The organism is Kitasatospora sp. NPDC059577 (assembly GCF_042735475.1).
GTDB lineage: Bacteria > Actinomycetota > Actinomycetes > Streptomycetales > Streptomycetaceae > Kitasatospora.
The window spans coordinates 1-21,251 of the sequence record NZ_JBHWBZ010000037.1; the positions used below are offsets into that span (position 1 = coordinate 1).

The 21,251-nt window shown below is 73.7% G+C and carries 12 protein-coding genes and 1 pseudogene; 2 read left to right on the forward strand and 11 right to left on the reverse strand.

Annotated features, from left to right (window positions below):
* Positions 1–123, forward strand: a pseudogene (locus ACFV0O_RS25515) (ATP-binding protein); the annotation flags it as partial.
* Between the two features lie 67 nt (positions 124–190).
* Here ACFV0O_RS25515 and cimA read toward each other — a convergent pair.
* From cimA to ACFV0O_RS25535, 4 genes are all read right to left on the reverse strand, one after another.
* Complete coding sequence (gene cimA, locus ACFV0O_RS25520; RefSeq protein ID WP_380345605.1) at positions 191–1,795, reverse strand: citramalate synthase; 1,605 nt, start codon at positions 1,793–1,795, stop codon at positions 191–193.
* 388 nt (positions 1,796–2,183) lie between these two features.
* Positions 2,184–3,296, reverse strand: a complete 1,113-nt coding sequence (locus tag ACFV0O_RS25525) for a branched-chain amino acid aminotransferase (protein WP_360254195.1) — start codon at positions 3,294–3,296, stop codon at positions 2,184–2,186.
* A gap of 277 nt (positions 3,297–3,573) precedes the next feature.
* On the reverse strand, positions 3,574–4,611 hold the full coding sequence (locus tag ACFV0O_RS25530; protein ID WP_380345607.1) for a 3-isopropylmalate dehydrogenase: 1,038 nt from the start codon (positions 4,609–4,611) through the stop codon (positions 3,574–3,576).
* A gap of 46 nt (positions 4,612–4,657) precedes the next feature.
* Positions 4,658–5,245: a Uma2 family endonuclease gene (locus ACFV0O_RS25535; protein ID WP_380345609.1), complete on the reverse strand. Its 588-nt coding sequence runs from the start codon at positions 5,243–5,245 to the stop codon at positions 4,658–4,660.
* 164 nt (positions 5,246–5,409) lie between these two features.
* On the opposite strand from ACFV0O_RS25535, the gene ACFV0O_RS25540 reads away from it, so the two are divergent.
* Positions 5,410–8,025: a YfhO family protein gene (locus tag ACFV0O_RS25540; RefSeq protein WP_380345611.1), complete on the forward strand. Its 2,616-nt coding sequence runs from the start codon at positions 5,410–5,412 to the stop codon at positions 8,023–8,025.
* A gap of 58 nt (positions 8,026–8,083) precedes the next feature.
* Here ACFV0O_RS25540 and ACFV0O_RS25545 read toward each other — a convergent pair whose 3' ends face one another.
* The 7 genes from ACFV0O_RS25545 to ACFV0O_RS25575 form a co-directional block, all read right to left on the reverse strand.
* On the reverse strand, positions 8,084–11,473 hold the full coding sequence (locus ACFV0O_RS25545) for a S8 family serine peptidase (RefSeq protein ID WP_380345613.1): 3,390 nt from the start codon (positions 11,471–11,473) through the stop codon (positions 8,084–8,086).
* Positions 11,474–11,720: 247 nt separating this feature from the next.
* Positions 11,721–11,882: a hypothetical protein gene (locus ACFV0O_RS25550; protein ID WP_360254185.1), complete on the reverse strand. Its 162-nt coding sequence runs from the start codon at positions 11,880–11,882 to the stop codon at positions 11,721–11,723.
* 291 nt (positions 11,883–12,173) lie between these two features.
* Positions 12,174–13,760 (reverse strand): phosphoglycerate dehydrogenase, encoded by a 1,587-nt coding sequence (gene serA / locus ACFV0O_RS25555; RefSeq protein ID WP_380345698.1) that lies wholly within the window; start codon positions 13,758–13,760, stop codon positions 12,174–12,176.
* 242 nt (positions 13,761–14,002) lie between these two features.
* The gene (ilvC, locus tag ACFV0O_RS25560; RefSeq protein WP_380345615.1) at positions 14,003–15,001 is read right to left on the reverse strand and encodes a ketol-acid reductoisomerase; all 999 of its coding nucleotides are present in this window, start codon (positions 14,999–15,001) and stop codon (positions 14,003–14,005) included.
* Between the two features lie 119 nt (positions 15,002–15,120).
* Positions 15,121–15,645 (reverse strand): acetolactate synthase small subunit, encoded by a 525-nt coding sequence (ilvN, locus tag ACFV0O_RS25565; RefSeq protein WP_030057405.1) that lies wholly within the window; start codon positions 15,643–15,645, stop codon positions 15,121–15,123.
* A gap of 29 nt (positions 15,646–15,674) precedes the next feature.
* Complete coding sequence (locus ACFV0O_RS25570; protein WP_380345618.1) at positions 15,675–17,528, reverse strand: acetolactate synthase large subunit; 1,854 nt, start codon at positions 17,526–17,528, stop codon at positions 15,675–15,677.
* Positions 17,529–17,856: 328 nt separating this feature from the next.
* On the reverse strand, positions 17,857–20,817 hold the full coding sequence (locus tag ACFV0O_RS25575) for a putative bifunctional diguanylate cyclase/phosphodiesterase (RefSeq protein WP_380345700.1): 2,961 nt from the start codon (positions 20,815–20,817) through the stop codon (positions 17,857–17,859).
* Positions 20,818–21,251: the final 434 nt, after the last annotated feature.

Consider the following 21,251-nt stretch of genomic DNA (forward strand, 5'->3'; position numbering starts at 1 on the left):
CGCGAGGCCCTCCAGCTCGGCGCCGACACCCCGGTCGTCACCTTGGACGCGCGCCGCCGCGACAGCGCCAAGAGCGCCCTCATCACGCTCGTCGAACACGCCCTGCTCGCCCGACTGCGGTGACCCAGGCACACGTGGCCCGTCGGACCCCGCGCGGAGTCCGACGGGCCACGGCCCTGCCCCCGGCCGGTTACTCGGTGGGCTCCAGCCCGGCGCGGACCAGGCCGTAGGTGTACGCGTCCTCCAGCGCCAGCCAGGAGGCGGCGACCACGTTGTCCGCGACGCCGACGGTGGACCAGGTCGACGTGCCGTCGGTCGACTCGACCAGCACCCGCGTCTTGGACCCGGTGCCGTGCTGGCCCTCCAGGATGCGGACCTTGTAGTCCACCAGCTCGAAGGTGGCCAGCGGCGGGTAGATGCCCTCCAGCGCGGTGCGCAGGGCCTGGTCCAGCGCGTCCACCGGGCCGTTGCCCTCGCCGACGGCGGTACGGCGCTCGCCCTTGGCCCAGAGCTTGACGGTTGCCTCGTTGCCGGAAACCCCGTTCGGGCCCTGCTCGCTGATGGTCCGCCAGGACTCCAGGGTGTAGAAGCGCTCCCGGCTGCCGCGCACCTCGTCGCGCAGCAGCAGCTCGAAGGAGGCGTCGGCGGACTCGTAGGTGTAGCCGAGGTTCTCCTGCTCCTTCACCTTGGCGACCACCCGGCCCGCCAGGTCCCGGTCGGTGGACAGGTCGTAGCCGAGTTCCTTGCCCTTGAGTTCGACGGAGGCCCGGCCGGCCATGTCGGAGACCAGCATCCGCATGGTGTTGCCGACCCGCTCGGGGTCGATGTGCTGGTACAGGTCCGGATCGACCTTGATCGCGGAGGCGTGCAGTCCCGCCTTGTGGGCGAAGGCCGAGTAGCCGACGTACGGCTGGTGGGTGGAGGGCGCCAGGTTCACCAGCTCGGCGATCGCGTGCGAGATCCGGGTCATCTCGGGCAGCCGGCCCGCGGGCAGCACCCGGCGGTCGTACTTGATCTCCAGGGCGCCGACCACCGGGAACAGATTGGCGTTGCCGACCCGCTCGCCGTAGCCGTTGGCCGTGCACTGGACGTGGGTGGCGCCGGCGTCCACCGCGGCCAGGGTGTTGGCCACCGCGCAACCGGTGTCGTCCTGGGCGTGGATGCCGAGCCGGGCGCCGGTCGCCGCCAGGACGTCGGCGACGGTGTCCCGGACACCGGCCGGCAGCATCCCGCCGTTGGTGTCGCAGAGCACCACCACGTCCGCGCCGGCCTCGTGCGCGGTGCGGACCACGGCGAGGGCGTACTCCCGGTTCGCCCGGTAGCCGTCGAAGAAGTGCTCGCAGTCGATGAACACCCGGCGGTCCCGGGAGCGCAGGAACTCGACGCTGTCCCGGATCATCTCCAGGTTCTCGTCCAGGGTGGTGCGCAGCGCCAGTTCCACGTGCCGGTCGTGCGCCTTGGCGACCAGGGTGATCACGGGGGCACCGGAGCCGACCAGCGCGGCCAGCTGCGGGTCGTCCGCGGCCCGGCCGCCGGCCCGGCGGGTGGCTCCGAAGGCGACCAGCTGCGCGTGCTCCAGCTCCAGCTCGGCGGCGGCCCGGGCGAAGAACTCGGTGTCGCGGGGGTTGGCCCCGGGCCAGCCGCCCTCGATGAAGCCGACCCCGAACTCGTCCAGGTGCCGGGCGATGGCCAGCTTGTCCGCCACCGTCAGGTTGATGCCCTCGCGCTGGGCGCCGTCGCGCAGCGTGGTGTCGAACACGTGGAAACTGTCGTCGGTACGGCTGACCTCGGTCATGACCCCTGGTTCTCCGTTCGGGGAGGTTCGTACTGCTCTGGCCGGATTTTGTGGTCCCGGCTCCACTGTCCAGGATCTCGCGCGCGGCCCCGGTGTCCCCGGGCCCTTCGTGGGGGCCTCGGCCGGTCCGGGTGGCGGTGCTCGGCGGGGCGGTGCCCACAAAGCAAAAGACCCCTCGCGGGTGCGAGAGGTCTGCGCGCGGGTCTGGACGCTCGTGGTCGCTCCGCATCGGGTCCTGCGGGAGCGGTCACTGCGGACCGGCGCGCCTGCTGCCGATAATCAGCGAAAGCGAGGACACGCTGGCAGTCTGGCACAGCTCCCGGGATCCGGCCCGCCCGTCTCGCGATGCGAAACACGGCAGGCCGGAGCCGGTGCGGGCGTTCCGGAATCAGACGATCTTGTGCAGCCAGCCGTGGGTGTCGGCGTTCTGGCCGCCCTGGATCGACAGCAGCGCCTTGCGCAGCTCCATGGTGATCGGGCCCGGCTCGCCGGTGCCGACGGTCCAGTCGGCGGCGGCGGACTTCACCGAACCGACCGGGGTGATGACGGCGGCGGTGCCGCAGGCGAAGACCTCGGTGAGGGTGCCGTCGGCGTTGGCCTGCTGCCACTCGTCGGTGGAGATCTTCCGCTCCTCGACGGCGTAGCCGAGGTCGGAGGCGAGCTGGAGCAGCGAGTCGCGGGTGATACCGGGCAGCAGGGCGCCGGACAGCTCCGGGGTGACGATCTTCGCGTCCTTGCCCTCGCCGAAGACGAAGTACAGGTTCATGCCGCCCATCTCCTCGACCCACCGGTGCTCGGCGGCGTCGAGCCAGACGACCTGGTCGCAGCCCTTCTCGGCGGCCTGGGCCTGGGCGACCAGCGAGGCGGCGTAGTTGCCCGCGCACTTGGCGGCGCCGGTGCCGCCGGGCGCGGCCCGGACGTACTCCTTGGACAGCCAGACCGAGACCGGCTTGATGCCGCCCTGGAAGTAGGCACCGGCCGGCGAGGCGATGATCATGAAGAGGTAGGAGTTGGCCGGTCGGACACCCAGGCCGACCTCGGTGGCGAACATGAACGGACGCAGGTAGAGGCTCTGCTCCGGCTCGTTCGGGACCCACTCCTGCTCCTGCCGGACCAGCAGCTCCACGGCCTCGACGAAGGTCTCGACCGGCAGCTCCGGCATCGCCAGACGGCGGGCCGAGGCCTGGAAGCGGGCGGCGTTGGCCTCCGGGCGGAAGGTGGCGATGGAGCCGTCGGCCTGGCGGTAGGCCTTCAGGCCCTCGAAGATCGCCTGGCCGTAGTGCAGGGTCATGTTCGCCGGGTCGATCTCCAGCGGCGCGTACGGCGCCAGCTGGGCGTCGTGCCACCCCACGCCCTCGGTCCAGCGGACGGTGACCATGTGGTCGGTGAAGACACGGCCGAAGCCGGGGTTGGTCAGCCGGGCCTCGCGCTCCGCTGCGGGCAGCGGGTGGGCGGAGGGCTTGAGGTCGAACGTGATGGGCGCCTGGGTGGGCGTGCTCATGGCTGTTTCCTTCACCGTGGGGTTGGTCCGGGCCCCACCGCCGCAAGGACGTTCCGGCGATCGAACGCCGGAACGAACGCACAGCGACACGGCCCACTGTCGATACTCGCATCCAGAGGGCCGTGCCGAACAGCCGCCGGCTCCTTTGAGAGCTGCAAGCTGCGGTTATGCGGTCCGGCCCAGCTGGCCGGACACCTTGTGGGTCCGGCCCGTCGGCCGGAACTCCGCTCTTCGGATCCGGCCCGCTAGCCGGAACCCCGCTGTCGGATCCGGCCCGCTAGCCGGATACTCGCCCGGCGAGCGCGTCGCCGACCTGGGAGGTGCTGCGGGTGCGGGAGCGCTCGGCCAGGTCCGCCGCGACGGCGGCCTCGACCCGGGCGGCCTCGGCGGCGAAGCCGAGGTGCTCCAGCAGCATGGCGACGGACAGCACGGTGGCGGTCGGGTCGGCCTTGCCCTGGCCGGCGATGTCCGGCGCCGAGCCGTGCACCGGCTCGAACATCGACGGGAACTCGCCGCTCGGGTTGATGTTGCCGCTCGCGGCCAGGCCGATGCCGCCGGTGACGGCCGCGGCCAGGTCGGTCAGGATGTCGCCGAACAGGTTGTCGGTGACGATCACGTCGAAGCGCTCGGGCTGGGTGACGAAGAAGATGGTCGCCGCGTCGACGTGCAGGTAGTCGGTGGTGACCTCGGGGAACTCCTCGCCGACCGCGGCGAAGATCCGCGTCCACAGGTGCCCGGCGTGCACCAGCACGTTGTTCTTGTGCACCAGGGTGAGCTTCTTGCGCGGCCGCGCCTGGGCCCGGCGGTAGGCGTCGCGCACCACGCGCTCGATGCCGTACGCGGTGTTCAGGCTGACCTCGGTGGCGACCTCCTGCGGCGTCCCGGTGCGCAGCGTGCCGCCGTTGCCGACGTACGGGCCCTCGGTGCCCTCGCGGACGACGACGAAGTCGATGTCCGGCTCGCCGGCCAGCGGGGACTTCACCCCGGGGAAGAGGCGGCCCGGACGCAGGTTGATGTGGTGGTCGAAGGCGAACCGCAGCTTGAGCAGCAGCCCGCGCTCCAGCACCCCCGACGGAACGCTCGGGTCACCGATGGCGCCCAGCAGGATCGCGTCGTGCGACTTCAGCTCCGCCAGCACGTCGTCCGGCAGCGTCTCCCCCGTCCGGTGGTAGCGCCGGGCCCCGAGGTCGTACTCGGTGGTCTCCAGCTTCACATCGGCGGGAAGCACGGCGCCCAGGACCTTGAGGCCTTCGGCCACCACTTCCTGGCCGATGCCGTCACCCGGGACAACTGCGAGACGAATGGTGCGAGACATGCTCGGACCCTACTCCGCCGTCCCAGGGGTTGACACCTGGCGTCCACTATTCGGACGCATCGGTCAGGTCGATCTCAACCGGGAACGGCCGGTCCACCTTCAACTGCTTGTGGTAGATCCCGGTCAGGCCATACGCCCTGGTGGCCGGGTCCAGCTCGTACACGTAGACGACCGGACGGCCGTCGTCGTCATCTTCCACCCTCCAGAAATGGGCGATACCGGCCGCAGCGTATTTCCGGGGCTTGGTATCCCGGTCACGCTCCTGCGACTCCTCGGACACAACCTCCACCGCCAGTAGCACGTCCTCCGGCTGGCAAGAGGTTCCCTTCCGCCCCCTGGGGCCGCTGTTGACCCGCTTGTCGACAACCAGGAGATCCGGCTCCAGCCTGTTGCGCCGGTTGAGCATGATCGTCATCTCTCGCCACACGGCCCATCCGGGCGGAACGGCCCTCACCAGCGCCCACTCCAGGACGCGGAGCGTCGACATATGGAAGATGGTCTGCGGGCTCACGAAGATCAGGCTCCCGTCGATCAGCTCGGTGTGCGGCGGGAGATCCGGCAGCCGGTCCAAGTCTTCGGCGGTGTATCCGCCAACCGGCGGGCGAAGCCAGTCGGGGTACTGCTCGATGCTCATGGTTCCTCCCATACGGGCATCCTGACGGCCTTCCCAGGCTACTCGGCAAGGCCCTCCCGGACGCCACTCCTTCGAAGGAGCGCGTACGTCGTTTCCCGCGCCGGGGGCGCGCTTAGGGTGGCGAGGTCCGGGTCACTGGTCCGGGGTCACTGGCAGAACGGGGCGTGCGGGTGAGGGCCGAGCGGCGGCGGGAGTTGCTGGTCTGCGGGGGCGCGGCCGGCCTGGCGACGGGCGGGTACGCGCTGGCGGCGGGGCTGCGCGGGACGTGGCCGGCCGGGGCGGACGCGATCGCGGTGCCGTACCACGCCCACCTGTGGGACCTGCTGCACGGGCAGGCCACCGGGGACCTGCTGTTCAACTGGAACAGCGGCTACGGCGTCCCGTTCCTGGCGGACTTCTTCGCCTACCTGATGAACCCGTTCTCCTGGCTCACCGCGTTCCTCCCCCGCGACCGGGGCGAGCTCGCCGTCCTCCTCGTCACCCTCGCCACCATCGGCCTCGGCACCGCGGCGATGGCCCGCCTGCTCGGCCGCCTCCACCCCGGCCCCCACCGGCTTCGGGCGCTCGCCGCCGTCGGGTACGGGCTGTGCGCCTGGGTGCTGGACGTCGGCGGGGCCGCGCCGATGTGGCTCTGGGGCCTGGTCTCGCTGCCGCTGCTCGGCCTCGCCGCCGACTGGTGCCTGCACGAGCGGCGCTGGGTGACCGGGACGCTGTGCGTCGCCCTGGCCTGGGCGGGCAACCTGTACACCGCCGCGCTGGCCACCCTGGCCGCCGGACTCCTGTTCGCCGTACGGCTGTTCGCCACCTCCCGGCCGTTCCGTCAGGGGGTCAGGGCCACCGGCCGGGCGGTCACCATGGCCGCCGCCGGAGTGCTGCTCGCCTCCCCGGTGCTGTTCGTCGCGGTCCGGGCCGCGCGGGAGGCCCAGCCGGAGTCGCCGGTCGAGCCGCTCGGCCCGTCCGGCCTGGGCGGGCACCTCGCCCAGTTGCTGCCCGCCACCCACGGCGGGCGGGGTCTGCCGGACGTGGCGATCGGCCTGCTGGGGCTGCTGCTGGTGTGCGGGCTGCCGTTCAACCGGCGGGTGCGGCCGCGGGTGCGGGCGGTGTGGTGCGCGGCGCTGGTGGTGGTGGGGCTCGGTTTCGTCTGGACCCCGACCGTCCTGGTCTGGCACGGTCTGGCGATCCCGGCCGGCGGACCGTACCGGGTCGCCTTCGTGCTCAGCGGCCTGCTGGTGCTGGCCGGCTGGGTGTCGCTGGCGCACCGGCCGGACCCGCCGACCCTGCTGGGCGGCGCCGCCGTGGTCGCGGTGATCGCCGGGCTGGCGGCGGGCCGGCACTCGGTCCGCCCCGCCACCTGGGTGCTGCTGACCGCCGGCGGTGCCGTCCTCCTCGCCGCGCTGTGGGTCCTGGACCGCCGGCACACCGACCGGCGGGCGAACACCGTCGCCACCTGGGTGATCGGCGGCACGGTGCTCGGCAACGCCGTCTGGTCCGGGTACGCGGCGCTCGGCGCGGCGCCTTCCGGCAGCGTCCCCCCGGCGGCCGTGCGGGCCGGGCACGCGGCGGTCCGCGCCGCCGACGACTGGCCGCGCGGCCGCAGCGACCCCGGCCCGCACGCCTTCACCCCCAACGATCCGCTGCTGCTGGGCGGCCAGGGCGGCGGCTACTTCAGCAGCTACCTGCCGACCGCCGCCGCGCTGCTGATGCACGACCTCGGTGCGGGCTGGACGGCCGGTGGGCGGCAGACCGAGAGCGTCACCGACCCGGTCGGGCAGGCCCTGTTCGCCGTCCGCGCGCACCTGGACGACGGACCGCCGCCGTTCGGCTTCACCTCCGTCCGGGCGGCCGCGCCGCCGCCGGTGACCGTCATGCCGCCGGGCGCCCGGCCGGAGACCTCCTCGGTGTGGTCCCGGCAGGAGTCGCTGCTCGGCAGCCAGGTGTACGACGCCCCGCTGCCCGTTCCGGACGGCGGTCCGGCGCCCACCCTGCACGGCACCAGCGGCTGGTCGGTGCCGTCCGGCGGCGGGGGCACCGTCCTCACCGCCGCCTGCACGCCCGGCTCGACGGCGTTCTTCCACGGCGTCTGGTACCGGGGCACGGTCAGCGGCCTCGGCACCAGCTACCGCAGCGACGGCGAGCAGCCGACCACGGCCGTGGCGATCCACCGGCTGGGGACCGTCCCGGCGGACGGGGTGGTCCGGGTGACGCTGCGGTCCGACACCGTCAGCCAGGTCCCCGCCCGGCCGATCGGCTGTCTGCGCACCGGCGCCCTGGACGCCGCCGTCGCCCGGCTCACCGCGACCGGCGCGACCCGGGTCGAGGCGAACGGGCACACCCTGGCGGCGACCCTCCCGACGGGCTCCACCGGCATCGCGCTGCTCTCCGTCCCGGCCACCGAGGGCTGGACCTGCGCCGTCGACGGCGGCCTGCCCGCCGTCCCCACGCCGGTCCTGGGCATGATCGGGGTGCCGCTCGGCCCCGGCGCCTCCCGGATCGCCTGCTCGTTCCGCCCACCGGGCCTCACCGAGGGGCTCACCGTCAGCTCGGCCACGGCCGGCGCCCTCGCCCTGGTCGCCGTCTTCAGCCGACTGTCCCGCCGCCCCACCCGCACGCCCCGCCGCGACCGACGCACCGCCCTGGCGACCGGGGACACCGGCGGCACCGGCGGCACCGGCGGCGTCAGCGACACAGGGGACACCGGGGACACCGGGGACACCGGGGAGTCCGGGGAATCCGGGGAATCCGGGGAGTCCGGGGAGTCCGGGGACGCCCGGGACGCGTAGGGGGCGGCCCGCCGACCGCTGTCGGCGAACCGCCCCCGGGTGGTCCCGGCCCGCCCGGTCAGGGCAGGGTCAGCACCTGCGCCCGCCGCTCACCCCGGTTGAGGTGGTGCAGCAGCAGGAGCCCGGAGCCGCCGCCCGCCGTGCGGTGCACGGCGAGGAAGCCGCCCGGGCCGACGGGCGCCATGACCGCCGGGGGGCCGGTGAGGCCGACCCGGGCGGTGAGGGCCGGGTGCAGGACGTCCAGCGGGACGGTCGGCCGGGTGCCGCGCAGGCCGATGGCGGCGTAGGCCTCGGCCGGGTCCGGTGTGCCGGAGGCGGCGACGCCGGTCCAGACGCCGTAGTGGACGGTGCTGTGGCCGGGGCCGACGCCGGGCAGGGCGCTCAGCCGGACGGGCAGCACGACCACGTCGCTGTCCAGCAGCGCGGTGTCGGTGTCGCCCCAGCGGGCGTTGAGCGGCTGGACGTCGAGTTCGTCCCCGGTGCGGGCGTCGAGGGCGCGGGAGACCAGGACGTCGCTGCCGCGCAGCCGGTCGGCCTTGAGGATGACGTCGGTGCTGCCGTCCCCGTCGGTGTCCAGCGCGACCCGCACGCCGTACAGCCCGACCGGGGTGGCCGAGGCGGCCCACGACTGCGCGCCCACGTAGAGCGTGTCGGCGTCGACGGCGGCGCCGGCCGCGCGCAGGTTCGCGGCCCGTTCGGCGGGGTGCTCGACGCAGAGGTCCTGCGCGGGGTCGGTGCCCTCCCCCGCACCGTCGGGCCGGATGCCCGCGCCCGGCCCGGGGGTGGCCGCGCCCGGCCCGGGAGTGGCGGCGCTGCCGGGCGGGCAGTCGGCCCAGCGGGCGCCTTCGCCGCCGAGGGCGAGGGCGGTGACCAGTCCGGGTGCCGCGCCGGGCGCCGAGCTGCCGCCGAGCGTGACGAAGGTGCCGTCCCGCGCGGTGCGGGCGGTGGCCGTCACCGCGAGGTCGCTCGTCGGCCGCGGGGCGGCGAGCACCGGGACCCGCAGCTGCGGCAGGGCGTCCGCGACCGGTGTCAGCAGCACCCGCCCGGAGAGTTCGCCGCGGTAGCTGCGCGCCCTGCCGCCCTGCGTGGTGTCGATGGTGGGGTCGGGCGCGCGGCCCAGCCGCCCGGGGACGGAGAGCGTCACCCGCACCCGCGCGGTGCCGCCGGCCGGGACGTCGACCCGGTCCGGGCTCACCCGGAAGGAGGCCCCGGGCAGTTCGGTGGCCGCCGCGTAGCCGGTGCGGTAGCCCAGCGGCCGGTCGGAGTGGTTGCGGACCTCGATCTCCCGGGTGAGCGCCGTCGGCCCGCCGACTTCGACCGGTCCGAACGAGACGCCGACGCCGCCCTCCTCGGCGCCCTCCCCCGCGGCGTAGGCGACGACGGGCGTGCGGACCGCCTGGTCGACCCGGACCCGCCCGGCCCCGGTGCGCTCGGGCCCGTAGACCGGCCCGCCGTGGTCGTCGCCGACGTAGGTGTCCGTGGTGGTGTTCATCAGCGCGGCCTTGACCTGCTCGACCGGCCAGTCCGGGTGTGCGGCGCGGACCAGCGCGGCGAGCCCGGCGACGTGCGGGCTGGCCATGGAGGTGCCGTTCTCGCGCTGGCCCCCGGTGCCGCTGCCGACCAGGGCGGACCAGATGGTCTCGCCGGGCGCCGCCAGGTCGGGTTTGACCACGCCGGGCACGCCGATGCCGCGCGAGGTGAAGTCGGTGAGGGTGTCGGTCCGGGCCGGCTGGTCCTGTCCGACGGAGCCGTGCAGGGGGTTGCCGGGGGCGGCGAGCCGGACCCGCACCGGCCCGGCGGCCGCTGCCTGCCGCAGGCGTTCGCCGTCGGCGCGGGCCAGCAGGGCGACCGGGACGCGGTCGTCGCCGGCGATCTCGGCGAGGTGGTCGGTGTCGGCGGCGTACAGCGCGCCGATCGCGCCCGCGTCGGCGGCGTGGTCGGCGCGCGGGCCGGAGTTGCAGGCCCGGTCGGCGTCCCTGGTCGTCCAGGCGAGCACGGCGATCTTCCCGGCCAGCCGCTGCCGGTCGGCCTCGTCGAAGTCGGCGCAGCCGTCCGACTGGTCGGCGGGCAGGGCGAGTTCACCGCTCACCTCGGTGCCGGACCAGCCCTGGTAGCGCTCGCTCCAGTGCGCCGGGACGATGCCGGCCAGGGTGGCGGGGGCGAGCACGGTGATGCCGTCCACGTCGGCGTGCCCGTGGACGGAGGCGGCGACGGTGATCGCCCGGGCGGCGGTGCCGGGGCTGCCGCCGATGCCGTAGACGTCGCCCTCGTTGCCCGCGGCCGCGACCACGACGGTGCCCAACGCGGCGAGCCGGTCGACGGCCAGGGCGTCGGTGTCGTCGGCGCTGCCGAAGCGGCTGCCGAGCGAGAGGTTGACGACGTCGAGCCGGTCGGCCAGGTCGCCGTCGCCGTTCGGGTCGGCGGCCAGGTCGAGGGCCTCGGTGAGCCGGTCGGTGGAGCCGTCGCAGCCGAACACCCGGATCGCGTACAGCTGGGCGCCGGGGGCGGCGCCGGGGCCGATCCTGAACGCGGCCGGGTCGAGTCCGGGCCCGTACGGGCCGGTGTACGGCCGGCCGTCGGCGGTGACGCCGTACCCGGCCGCGGTGCCGGCGACGTGGGTGCCGTGCCCGTTGCGCACGCAGTCGAGCGGGTTGTCGCCGGGGTGCGGGACCGACTGGTGGTGCGGGGAGGCCGGGTCCGGGTCGTAGTCGTCGCCGACCAGGTCCTTGCCGCCGATCACCTTGGCGTTGGGGAACAGCGCGGGCGGCGCGGGCTTGCCGCGCTCGACCGAACGGAAGGCCTCCTCGGTGCCGGGACCGCCGAAGTCGGCGTGGGTGTAGTCGATGCCGCTGTCGATGATCCCGATCCGCACGCCCTTCCCGGTGTTGCCGGCGGGTGCGGAGCCGCCGGCCCAGACCTGCGGGGCGCCGGTCAGCGGGACGGAGTGGGCGTTGTCGCGCCGCTTGGCGACGATCGGGTGGACGGCCCGGACGCCGGGCAGCGCCCGCAGCGCGGGCAGCCGGTCGGCGGGCGCCTCGACGGCGAGGCCGGTGAGCAGGGTGCGGGTGCGGTAGAGCTCGCGGACGGCGGGCGCGGCCCGGTGAACGGCGCCGGCGAGCCGGTCGAGCGCGTCGCCCGCGCGGGCCCGCTGGGCGGCGCCGGCCCGCGCGGCCTCCTGGCGGACGGCCTCCGGGGGGCGCTGCTCCCGCCGGGCCCCGTCGGCGGCGCGCCGCCAGGCGGGGCCGGCCGCCTCGGTGCCGAGTTCGAGCAGGACGGAGGCCGTTCGACCGGCCCCCGGTGGTCCCGCGGACGGTGGTCCGGCGGTCGGTGGTCCGGCGGTCGGTGGTCCGCCCGCCGCCGGGGTGGCGGCGAGGACGGCGCTCCCGGCCAGCAGGGTCAGGGTGAGGCCGATCCGGACGAAGGGTCGGCGGACGGGTGGCAGACGCACTGGGCCCTCTCCCCCGGCAGGGGGGACTGATCCGCACTCGGTGCCGCTGACGCCCGCCCGCGCAGACGTCGATCACCCTTCCGGGGGCCCCAAATTAGGATGATCGCGCCGGCCCGGGCGAGCAACTTCCCTCGAATGGAACGAGGTTGCACTCTACGGAGTGACGCGCCATCAGCCCGTTCGGCCCAGTCGGCCGATGAACGCCACTCGCGGTGCCGCCCAGTGGTGGCCGGTCAGTGGTGGCCGGTCAGTGGTGGCCGGTCACGCCGCCGTTGTCCCGGCGGTCCAGCGAGCGCTGCAGGGCGGCGGCCGCGAAGGGGGTGCGCTCGGCGGCCCGACGGCGGCGCGGGGCGCGGACGGGGGTCGTGGCGGTCGCGGTGGCGGCGTGGCGGTCGGCGGTGGGGGGCATACCTGGCTCCTTGGAAGCGGCGCTGCCGAGGGCGAGCGCGGGGGTGGGAGACGGAGGCGCCGCGCGTCCCGGGGAGGGTGGCGGTGGCGACGGGATGGAACGCGCGGGAGCAGGGGTCGCCTGCCCGTGAGGGCGCACGCGCACACGGGCCGCGCGCCCTGGCTACAGGGGCGGCACACCGTATGGCTCTTCCACGGTACGACCCGGCTCCGGCCGTGTCTGCACGAATACTCGGATTTCCTAGTATCTGAGACGGGAGCCACCCGGGAACGTGCAGCAGGGCCCGGAGGATCAGCCCAGGTCGACCGAGCGCGCGAAGCGGGCGCCGATCTCGGCGGCGATCGCCGACAGCACGTCCTGCGGGATCTCGCTGTCCACGGTGAGGGAGGCCAGCGCGCCGCCGCCGTCGCGGGCGACCTGCATGCCGGCGATGTTGATGCCGGCGTCGCCGAGGTGGCGGCCGAGCACGCCGACCACGCCGGGGCGGTCCTCGTACTTGAAGAAGGCCATGTGGTCGGTGAGCGCCACGTCCACGTCGAAGGCGTCCACGCCGACGATCTTCTGGGTCTGCTTGGGGCCGGCCAGCGTGCCGGAGATGGCGATCTCCTCGCCGTCGGCGAGGGTGCCGCGCACGGTGATCACGTTGCGGTGCTCGGGGCTCTCGCTGGAGGTCGTCAGACGGACCTCGACACCGCGCTCCTGGGCGAACAGCGGGGCGTTGACGTAGGACACCGTCTCCGCCACCACGTCCTCGAACACGCCCTTCAGCGCGGACAGTTCGAGCACCTTCACGTCGTGCTGGGTGATCTCGCCGCGGACCTCGACGTCGAGCCGGACGGCGACCTCGCCGGCCAGCGCGGTGAAGATCCGGCCGAGCTTCTCGGCCAGCGGCAGGCCCGGACGGACGTCCTCGGCGATCACGCCGCCCTGGACGTTCACGGCGTCCGGTACGAGCTCGCCGGCGAGCGCGAGGCGCACCGACCTGGCGACCGCGATGCCCGCCTTCTCCTGCGCCTCGTCGGTGGAGGCGCCCAGGTGCGGGGTGGCGACCACGTTGTCGAAGGCGAACAGCGGGGAGTCGGTGCACGGCTCCTTGGCGTACACGTCGAGGCCCGCGCCGGCCACCCGGCCGTCGCGCAGCGCGCTCGCGAGCGCCTCCTCGTCCACGATGCCGCCGCGGGCGGCGTTCACGATGCGCACGGTCGGCTTGACCTTGTGCAGCGCCTCGTCGCCGATCAGGCCGATCGTCTCGGGGGTCTTGGGGAGGTGAACGGTGATGAAGTCCGAGACCTCCAGCAGCTCCTCCAGGGTGACCAGCTTGACGCCCATCTGGGCGGCGCGGGCGGCCTGGATGTAGGGGTCGTACGCGACGATCTTCATCCCGAACGCGGACATCCGCTGGGCGACCAGGACGCCGATCCGGCCGAGGCCGACGACGCCGAGGGTCTTCTCGCTCAGCTCGACGCCGGTGTACTTGTTGCGCTTCCACTCGCCCTGCTTGAGCGCGGCGTTGGCCGGCGCGATGTTGCGGGCGACGGAGATCAGGAGGCCGCAGGCGAGTTCGGCGGCGGTGACGATGTTGGAGGTCGGCGCGTTGACGACCATCACACCGGCCTTGGTGGCCGCGGCGACGTCCACGTTGTCCAGACCGACGCCGGCCCGGGCGACCACCTTGAGCTTGCGGGCGGCGGCCAGCGCCTCGGCGTCGACCTTGGTGGCGGAGCGGATCAGGATCGCGTCGACGTCGGCGATCGCGGTGAGCAGCTCGGTGCGGTCGGCGCCGTTGCAGTGGCGGATCTCGAAGTCGGGTCCGAGGGCGTCGACGGTGGCGGGCGACAGCTCTTCGGCGATCAGAACGACGGCGGTCTTGGATGTCACAGTGCTCACGACAGTGTGTCCTTAACTCTGCGGTTCCCCCGGCACGTAGGTGGCGTGGAAGGGCGGGGGAAGGTGGCATGCCGCGTAGGTAGACGCACGACGCTGTGGGCCTGACGCGCACTCGGAGTGTATCGACGGGCTGGCTGCCAGGCTGCTCCCGTCCGGCGAAATCACCCGGACGGGAGCAGCCTACTTGTACAAGGCAGTTGCGGAACCGGGCCGCGCGAACGGCCCGCGCAGGCTCAGGCCTTCTCGTTGACCCAGCTCATCAGCGAACGCAGCTTCTTGCCGGTGGTCTCCAGCAGGTGGTCCTCGTCGGCCTTCTTGTACTCGTTGTACTTCGGCAGGCCCGCCTTGTACTCGGCGATCCAGGTGTTGGCGAAGGTGCCGTCCTGGATCTCGGCGAGGACCTTCTTCATCTCGGCCTTGGTGTCGGCGGTGATGATGCGCGGGCCGGTGACGTAGTCGCCCCACTCGGCAGTCTCGGAGACCGACCAGCGCATCTTCTCCAGGCCGCCCTCGTACATCAGGTCGACGATGAGCTTCAGCTCGTGCAGGCACTCGAAGTAGGCGATCTCCGGCTGGTAGCCGGCCTCGACCAGGGTCTCGAACCCGGCCTTCACCAGGGCGGCGGTGCCACCGCAGAGGACGGCCTGCTCACCGAACAGGTCGGTCTCGGTCTCCTCGGTGAAGGTGGTCTTGATGACGCCGGCCTTGGTGGCGCCCAGGCCCTTCGCGTACGACAGCGCCAGGTCGAAGGCCTTGCCGGTGGCGTCCTGCTCGACGGCGACGATCGCCGGGACGCCGCGGCCCTCCTCGTACTGGCGGCGGACCAGGTGGCCCGGGCCCTTCGGGGCGACCATGCAGACGTCGACGTCCGCCGGGGGCTTGATGAAGCCGAAGCGGATGTTCAGGCCGTGGCCGAAGAACAGGGCGTCGCCGGACTTCAGGTGCGGGGCGATGTCGGCCGCGTAGACGTCGGCCTGGATCGGGTCCGGGACCAGGATCATGATGACGTCGGCCTCGGCCGCGGCCTCGGCCGGGGTGACGACGCGCAGGCCGGCCTCCTCCGCCTTGGCGCGGGACGTGGACTCCGGCTTCAGGCCGACCCGGACGTCGGCGCCGGAGTCGCGCAGGGACAGCGCGTGGGCGTGGCCCTGGCTGCCGTAGCCGATGACCGCGACCTTGCGGCCCTGGATGATGGACAGGTCGGCGTCGTCTTCGTAGAACAGCTCGGCCACGGGGGCACATCTCCTTGCATCATGGTGCCGGGGTACGCGGTATTCACCGTATGCGGTCCCGGCGGTTGTGGGGTCTTTGCTTCAGGGTTTGAGACGGGCGGGTCGCCGTCCCGCGCCGGTCAGGCGCTGCGGTCGAGTGCGCGCAGCGACCGGTCCGTGATGGAACGGGCGCCGCGGCCGATCGCGACCAGGCCGGACTGGACCAACTCCTTGATGCCGTAAGGCTCCAGCATCCGGAGCATGGCCTCCAGCTTGTCCGAACTGCCGGTGGCCTCGATGGTCACCGCTTCGGGCGACACGTCGACGGTCTTGGCACGGAACAGCTGGACGATCTCGACGATCTGCGACCGGGTCTCGTTGTCGGCGCGGACCTTCACCAGGACCAGTTCCCGCTGGATCGCAGCGGCCTGGTCGAGTTCGACGATCTTTATCACGTTCACGAGCTTGTTGAGCTGCTTGGTGACCTGTTCCAGCGGGAGGTCCTCGACGTTGACCACGATCGTCATCCGGGACACGTCCGGGTGCTCGGTCGGGCCGACGGCGAGGGAGTCGATGTTGAAGCCCCGACGGGAGAACAGCGAGGCGATGCGGGCGAGCACGCCGGGCTTGTTCTCGACCAGGACGGAGAGGGTGTGCTTGGACATGTGGTTCCTCAGTCGCTCTGGTGGTGGGGTCAGTCGGAGTCGTCGCCGAAGTCGGGGCGGACGCCCTTGGCGAACTGGATCTCGTCGTTGCTGGTCCCGGCCGCGACCATCGGCCAGACCATGGCGTCCTGGTGGACGATGAAGTCGATGACGACCGGACGGTCGTTGATCTCCATCGCCTGCTTGATGACCGCGTCGAGGTCCTCGGGGCGCTCGCAGCGCAGGCCCACGCAGCCCATCGCCTCGGACAGCAGGACGAAGTCGGGGATCCGGGTGCCCTGGGCGGGCGGCTCGATGCCGTCGTGGCCCGGGCCGGCGTGCAGCACGGTGTTGGAGTAGCGCTGGTTGTAGAACAGCGTCTGCCACTGCCGGACCATGCCCAGCGAGCCGTTGTTGATGACCGCGACCTTGATCGGGATGTCGTTCAGGGCGCAGGTGACCAGTTCCTGGTTGGTCATCTGGAAGCAGCCGTCGCCGTCGATGGCCCAGACCGGGGTCTGCGGGCGGCCGGCCTTGGCGCCCATCGCGGCGGGGACGGCGTAGCCCATGGTCCCGGCACCGCCGGAGTTCAGCCAGGTGCCGGGCTTCTCGAACCGGATGAACTGCGAGCTCCACATCTGGTGCTGGCCCACGCCCGCGGCGTAGATCGCCTCGGGGCCGACCAGCTTCCCGATCCGCTCGATGACCTGCTGCGGCGAGAGCTGGCCGTTCGGGGCCGGCTCGTAGCCGATCGGGTAGGTCTTCTTCCACTCGTCGAGCTTCTCCCACCACTCGGCGTAGTCGCCCTTGTGGCCGGCGTCGAACTCGGCCTGGACGGCGACGATCAGGTCGGCGAGCACCTCGCGGGCGTCGCCGACGATCGGCACGTCCGCCGGGCGGTTCTTGCCGATCTCGGCCGGGTCGATGTCGGCGTGGACGATCTTGGCGTACGGGGCGAAGCTGTCCAGCTTGCCGGTGACGCGGTCGTCGAAGCGGGCGCCGAGGGTGAACAGCAGGTCGGACTTCTGCAGGGCGGTGACGGCGGGGACGGAGCCGTGCATGCCGGGCATGCCCAGGTGCTGCGGGTGGCTGTCCGGGAAGGCGCCGAGCGCCATCAGGGTGGTGACCACGGGCGCGCCGGTCAGCTCGGCGAGGATCCGCAGCTCGGCGGTGGCCTGCGCCTTGATCACGCCGCCGCCGACGTACAGCACCGGGCGCTTCGCGCCGACCAGCATCTTCGCGGCCTCGCGGATCTGCTTGGCGTGCGGCTTGGTGACCGGTCGGTAGCCGGGCAGGGCGGCCTCGACCGGCCAGCGGAAGGTGGTGGTCGCCTGCAGCGCGTCCTTGGCGATGTCGACCAGGACCGGGCCGGGGCGGCCGGTGGCGGCGATGTGGAAGGCCTCGGCGATCACCCGGGGGATCTCGGCGGGGTCGGTGACCAGGTAGTTGTGCTTGGTGATGGGCATCGTGATGCCGCAGATGTCCGCCTCCTGGAAGGCGTCGGTGCCGATCGCCTTGGAGGAGACCTGGCCGGTGATCGCGACCATCGGCACGGAGTCCATGTAGGCGTCGGCGATCGGGGTGACCAGGTTGGTCGCGCCCGGCCCGGAGGTGGCCATGCAGACCCCGACCTTGCCGGTGGCCTGGGCGTACCCGGTGGCGGCGTGGCCGGCGCCCTGCTCGTGACGGACCAGGATGTGGCGCACCTTGGCCGAGTCCATCAGCGGGTCGTACGCGGGAAGGATGGCCCCGCCCGGGATGCCGAAGACGGTGTCCGCGCCCACGGCCTCCAGGGAGCGGATGAGCGACTGGGCGCCGGTCATGGTCTCGACGACGTGCTGGGGAGCGGGAGCGTTGGCGGCCGGGTTGTCCCCGCGGCGGGGGGATGCGGCGTGCTCGGTCATCTGCCTGTCTCTTCTCGGTTCTTGCCGACCCGGCTGCGGGCCCCGGTGCTGCGAGGGTGGGGTCCCGGTCCGGGTCGATCGCCGGCTCTGCCTCAATCCTCCCGCTCGATCCGTCGGAGCGACGTTCTCGGGCGGCCGAGGCCAGGGGTCTTGCGGGGGTGGAACAGCGTCAGTGCAACAAAAAACCCCTCGTGCCCAAGGGCATGCGAGGGGTGGCGCGTCGGTCTGTCACGAGCAGGGCGTGCGAGCCCTGTCAGCCGACGCGCCCGCCAAGTACGAGAATTCGGGTGCGCATGGCAACGACCATCCTCCCGTCCGGGGTGGCGTGTCAAGCAGGTGGGATGACCGTCTCGCCATGCGGACCGCCTGCCGGACCACCGACGGCCCGGTGTTCGGGCAGGTCAGAGCCGCCGTGGTGATGTGCGACACGTCCCGGCCCGGCGTCCGTCCGGCCACTCGCCCGGGTGTCGGCGGCCAGGTACCCGCGCCGGGTGGGGAGCGGGGCGGGGGGCTTCGGCAGCGGGTAGCCGCGGCGGGCCAGCGCGCGGCGCAGCCGGGGCTCGTCCAGCGGCGGGGCGAAGGCCGAGCCCTGGGCCTGCCCGCAGCCCAGCTCCTGCAGCACGGTGACCTGGCGGGGCAGGTCCACCCCCTCGGCGGCGGTGGCCATCCCGAGGTCGCGGCCGAGCCGCAGGGCGTGCCCGGCGAGCGTGCGGGCGAGCGAGGACTCGCCGAGGTCCCGGACCAGCGTGCGGTCCAGCTTGAGACCGTCCAGGGGCAGCCGGGCGAGGGCGCCGAGCGAGCCGCCGCCGGCGCCGTATCCGGCCAGCCAGGTGGAGACGCCGAGCCGGCGCAGCGCGGCCAGCCGCCGGCCGAGCTCGTCGGCGAGCGAGTCCGGCCCCATCCGGGACACCTCGATCACCAGCTCGCCGGGCGGCAGCCCGCTGTCGCGCAGCGCGGCGGCCACCGTCTCGTACAGGCCGGGCGAGCAGAGCCGCTCGGCGCAGAGCCGCACGGCCACCGGGACGGGCTCCGGCGCTCCGTGGCCCCGGCCGGGCCGGCCGCGCCGGGCGGCGGCCGCGGCGGCGGCCTCCTGGACCAGCCAGCGGGAGAACCGGGTGGCCGAGTCGCCGTGCTCGGCGGAGCGCAGGAACTCGGCCGGGGTGAGCAGCAGGCCGCCCGCGGAGCGCCAGCGGGGCTGCGCCTCGATGCCGGTCACCGCGCCGTCGGCGAGGTCCACCACGGGCTGGTGGAGCAGGGTGAAGCCGCCTTCGCGGACGGCCAGTCTGAGTCGTTCCTCCAGCTCGGTGCGGCGCTCCAGGTCGGCCCGCATCGCGGGGGTGTAGAGCACCACCCGGCCCTTGCCCTCGGACTTCGCGCGGTACATCGCGAGGTCGGCGTTGCGCATCAGCTCGTCGGCGGCGGTCCTGGGGTCGGCGGCGGGGCCGCGTTCGGGGGTGCCGAAGGCGATGCCGATGCTGGCGGCGACGCCGAGTTCGGCGCCGCCGATCCAGTACGGCTCGGAGAGCGCGACGCGCAGCCGGTCGGCCAGTTCCTGGACCTGGAGGCGGCCGAGCGGCCCGCAGACCAGCGCCGCGAACTCGTCGCCGCCGAACCGGGCGACGGTGTCGCCGCAGCGGACGGCGCCCTGCAGCCGGCGGGCGGCCTGCACCAGCAGCTCGTCGCCGACCTGGTGTCCGGCGGAGTCGTTGACCGCCTTGAAGCCGTCCAGGTCGAGGAAGAGCACGGCGATCCCGGCGCCGGTCCCGCCCTGCTGGCCGCGGGCGCCGAGGGCGGCCCGCAGCCGCTGGGCGAACAGCGCCCGGTTGGGCAGGTCGGTGAGCGGGTCGTGGAAGGCGTTGTGCTGCAACTGGGCCTGGAGCATGACGCGTTCGGTGACGTCCCGGCTGTTGAGCAGCAGCCCGTCGCGGTGCCGGCTGACCGTGGACTCGACGTGCAGCCACTCGCCGCCGCCGGAGCTGATCCGGCACTCCACCCGGGCGGAGGGCTCGGCGGTGCCCGGGGTGCGGTGGGTGGTGAGCCGGACCCGTGCGAGGTAGCGGCGGACCTCGGAGAGCACCCGGTCGACGTCCTCGGCGTGGACCAGGTCCAGCAGGTTCCCGCCGACCAGTTCCTCCGGGTCCCGCCCGTACACGCCGAGCGCGGCCGGGGAGACGTAGGAGAGCACGCCGTTCGCGCCGGCGATCATGATGACGTCGCTGGACCCCTGCACCAGGGAGCGGAAGTGCGCCTCCTTGTGGGCGAGTTCCTGGGCCAGCGACAGGTTGTCGAGCAGCATCACGCCTTGCCTGAGGATCAGTGCCAGCCCGACGGTGCACGCGGCCGCGGCCACCACGCGGTCCAGTGCGCGCCCGCCGAGGGCGTTGTAGAGGATTCCGGCGGTGCAGACGGCGGCGGCCGCGTACGGGGTGAGCGCGCTGAAGGTGGTGGCCACCCGGCGGCGCGGCAGACCGCCGGCCGAGGGGTGTTCGCGCAGCGGGCGGCGCCAGCGCGTCGACCACGGCGCCCAGGCCAGCAGCAGGCTGCCGGAGAACCAGCCGGCGTCCAGCAGTTCGCCGGAGTGGTAGCTGCTGCGCAGCCCCGGGGAGGTGAACAGGGCGTCGCACAGCACGGTGACGGCGAGCGCCAGCATCGCGGTGTGCACCGCCGCCCGGTTGCCGTCCCGGCCGCCGAAGCGCAGTCCGACCACCAGGCTGACCAGCAGGATGTCCAGCACCGGGTAGCCCAGGTTGAGCGCCAGCCGCAGCGGGGATCCGTCCTCGCCGGCCGCGATCCGGCCGAGCGCCAGGCTCCAGCTGAGGGTGAACAGCGAGCCGGCGATCAGCCAGCCGTCGAGCAGCAGGCACAGCCAGCCGGCCGCGGAGCGCGGGCGCTGGGCGAGCACCAGGACGCCGGTGATGGCGAGCGGCGCGAACAGCAGGAAGGCGTAGTCGGCGAGCGAGTCCCGGGGCAGCGGGGTGCGCACGACCAGCTCGTACCAGCCCCAGGTGCCGTTGCCGAGGGTGACCATGAGCGAGGAGAGACCGAACAGCAGCCAGGCCGGGCGGGCGTGCCCGCCGACCGTGCAGCCGTACACCAGGCAGGACAGCGAGGCCGCGAGGGCCGCGGCGGCCAGTCCGAAATCCCCCATGAAGATGGACAGTTGGGGGGATCCCCAGCCTGCGGCGGCACCCATGGCGTAGGCCAGGCAGAGTGCCCCCAGGGCGAGTCCCGGCAGGGCGCGGCTCTCCAGGAGCCGGCGCAGCGGGCCGCGCTCGACGGGCGCGGGCATGGTGTCGACGGCGGACGTGTCGGCGGGTGGTGCACCCGGGCGTCCGGCTCCGGGCAGCACCGTATCGGTGGAGCTCACTCGGCCTCTCCCCCTCCGGCCCGGGGCCTCGCGCCCCGGCCACGGGCCACCGGCCGCGCACCTCTCGGCCGTACGCGGCGACCTGGCACCCCGTCAGGACGGCGGCCCAGGGGGTGGGCGGCCGGTCGGTCGCCGCACCGTACCGATGCTCCCGAAACGGACCCTACACCAATTCCGTCACTCAATGACACGCACACTCAACTTAGAGTAATGGTGCGGGAGTGGGGGCTCGCTCCGGATTCCGACGGATCGGCCCGGTTGGCGGCGGCGCGCGGGCGGGGGCACACGCGGCGCGCACGGGAGCACGCGGCGGCGCCCGGCCCGCCGGGACCGGCCCGCCCGGCGGCGGTCCGGCC

What these genes read in the sequence shown, in the direction of transcription:
- ACFV0O_RS25570 (WP_380345618.1), bottom strand. Translation starts at nt 17,528, where the DNA reads ATGACCGAGCACGCCGCATCCCCCCGCCGCGGGGACAACCCGGCCGCC.
- cimA (WP_380345605.1), bottom strand. Translation starts at nt 1,795, where the DNA reads ATGACCGAGGTCAGCCGTACCGACGACAGTTTCCACGTGTTCGACACC.
- ACFV0O_RS25530 (WP_380345607.1), bottom strand. Translation starts at nt 4,611, where the DNA reads ATGTCTCGCACCATTCGTCTCGCAGTTGTCCCGGGTGACGGCATCGGC.
- ACFV0O_RS25535 (WP_380345609.1), bottom strand. Translation starts at nt 5,245, where the DNA reads ATGAGCATCGAGCAGTACCCCGACTGGCTTCGCCCGCCGGTTGGCGGA.
- ACFV0O_RS25575 (WP_380345700.1), bottom strand. Translation starts at nt 20,817, where the DNA reads ATGCCCGCGCCCGTCGAGCGCGGCCCGCTGCGCCGGCTCCTGGAGAGC.
- ilvN (WP_030057405.1), bottom strand. Translation starts at nt 15,645, where the DNA reads ATGTCCAAGCACACCCTCTCCGTCCTGGTCGAGAACAAGCCCGGCGTG.
- ACFV0O_RS25550 (WP_360254185.1), bottom strand. Translation starts at nt 11,882, where the DNA reads ATGCCCCCCACCGCCGACCGCCACGCCGCCACCGCGACCGCCACGACC.
- ACFV0O_RS25525 (WP_360254195.1), bottom strand. Translation starts at nt 3,296, where the DNA reads ATGAGCACGCCCACCCAGGCGCCCATCACGTTCGACCTCAAGCCCTCC.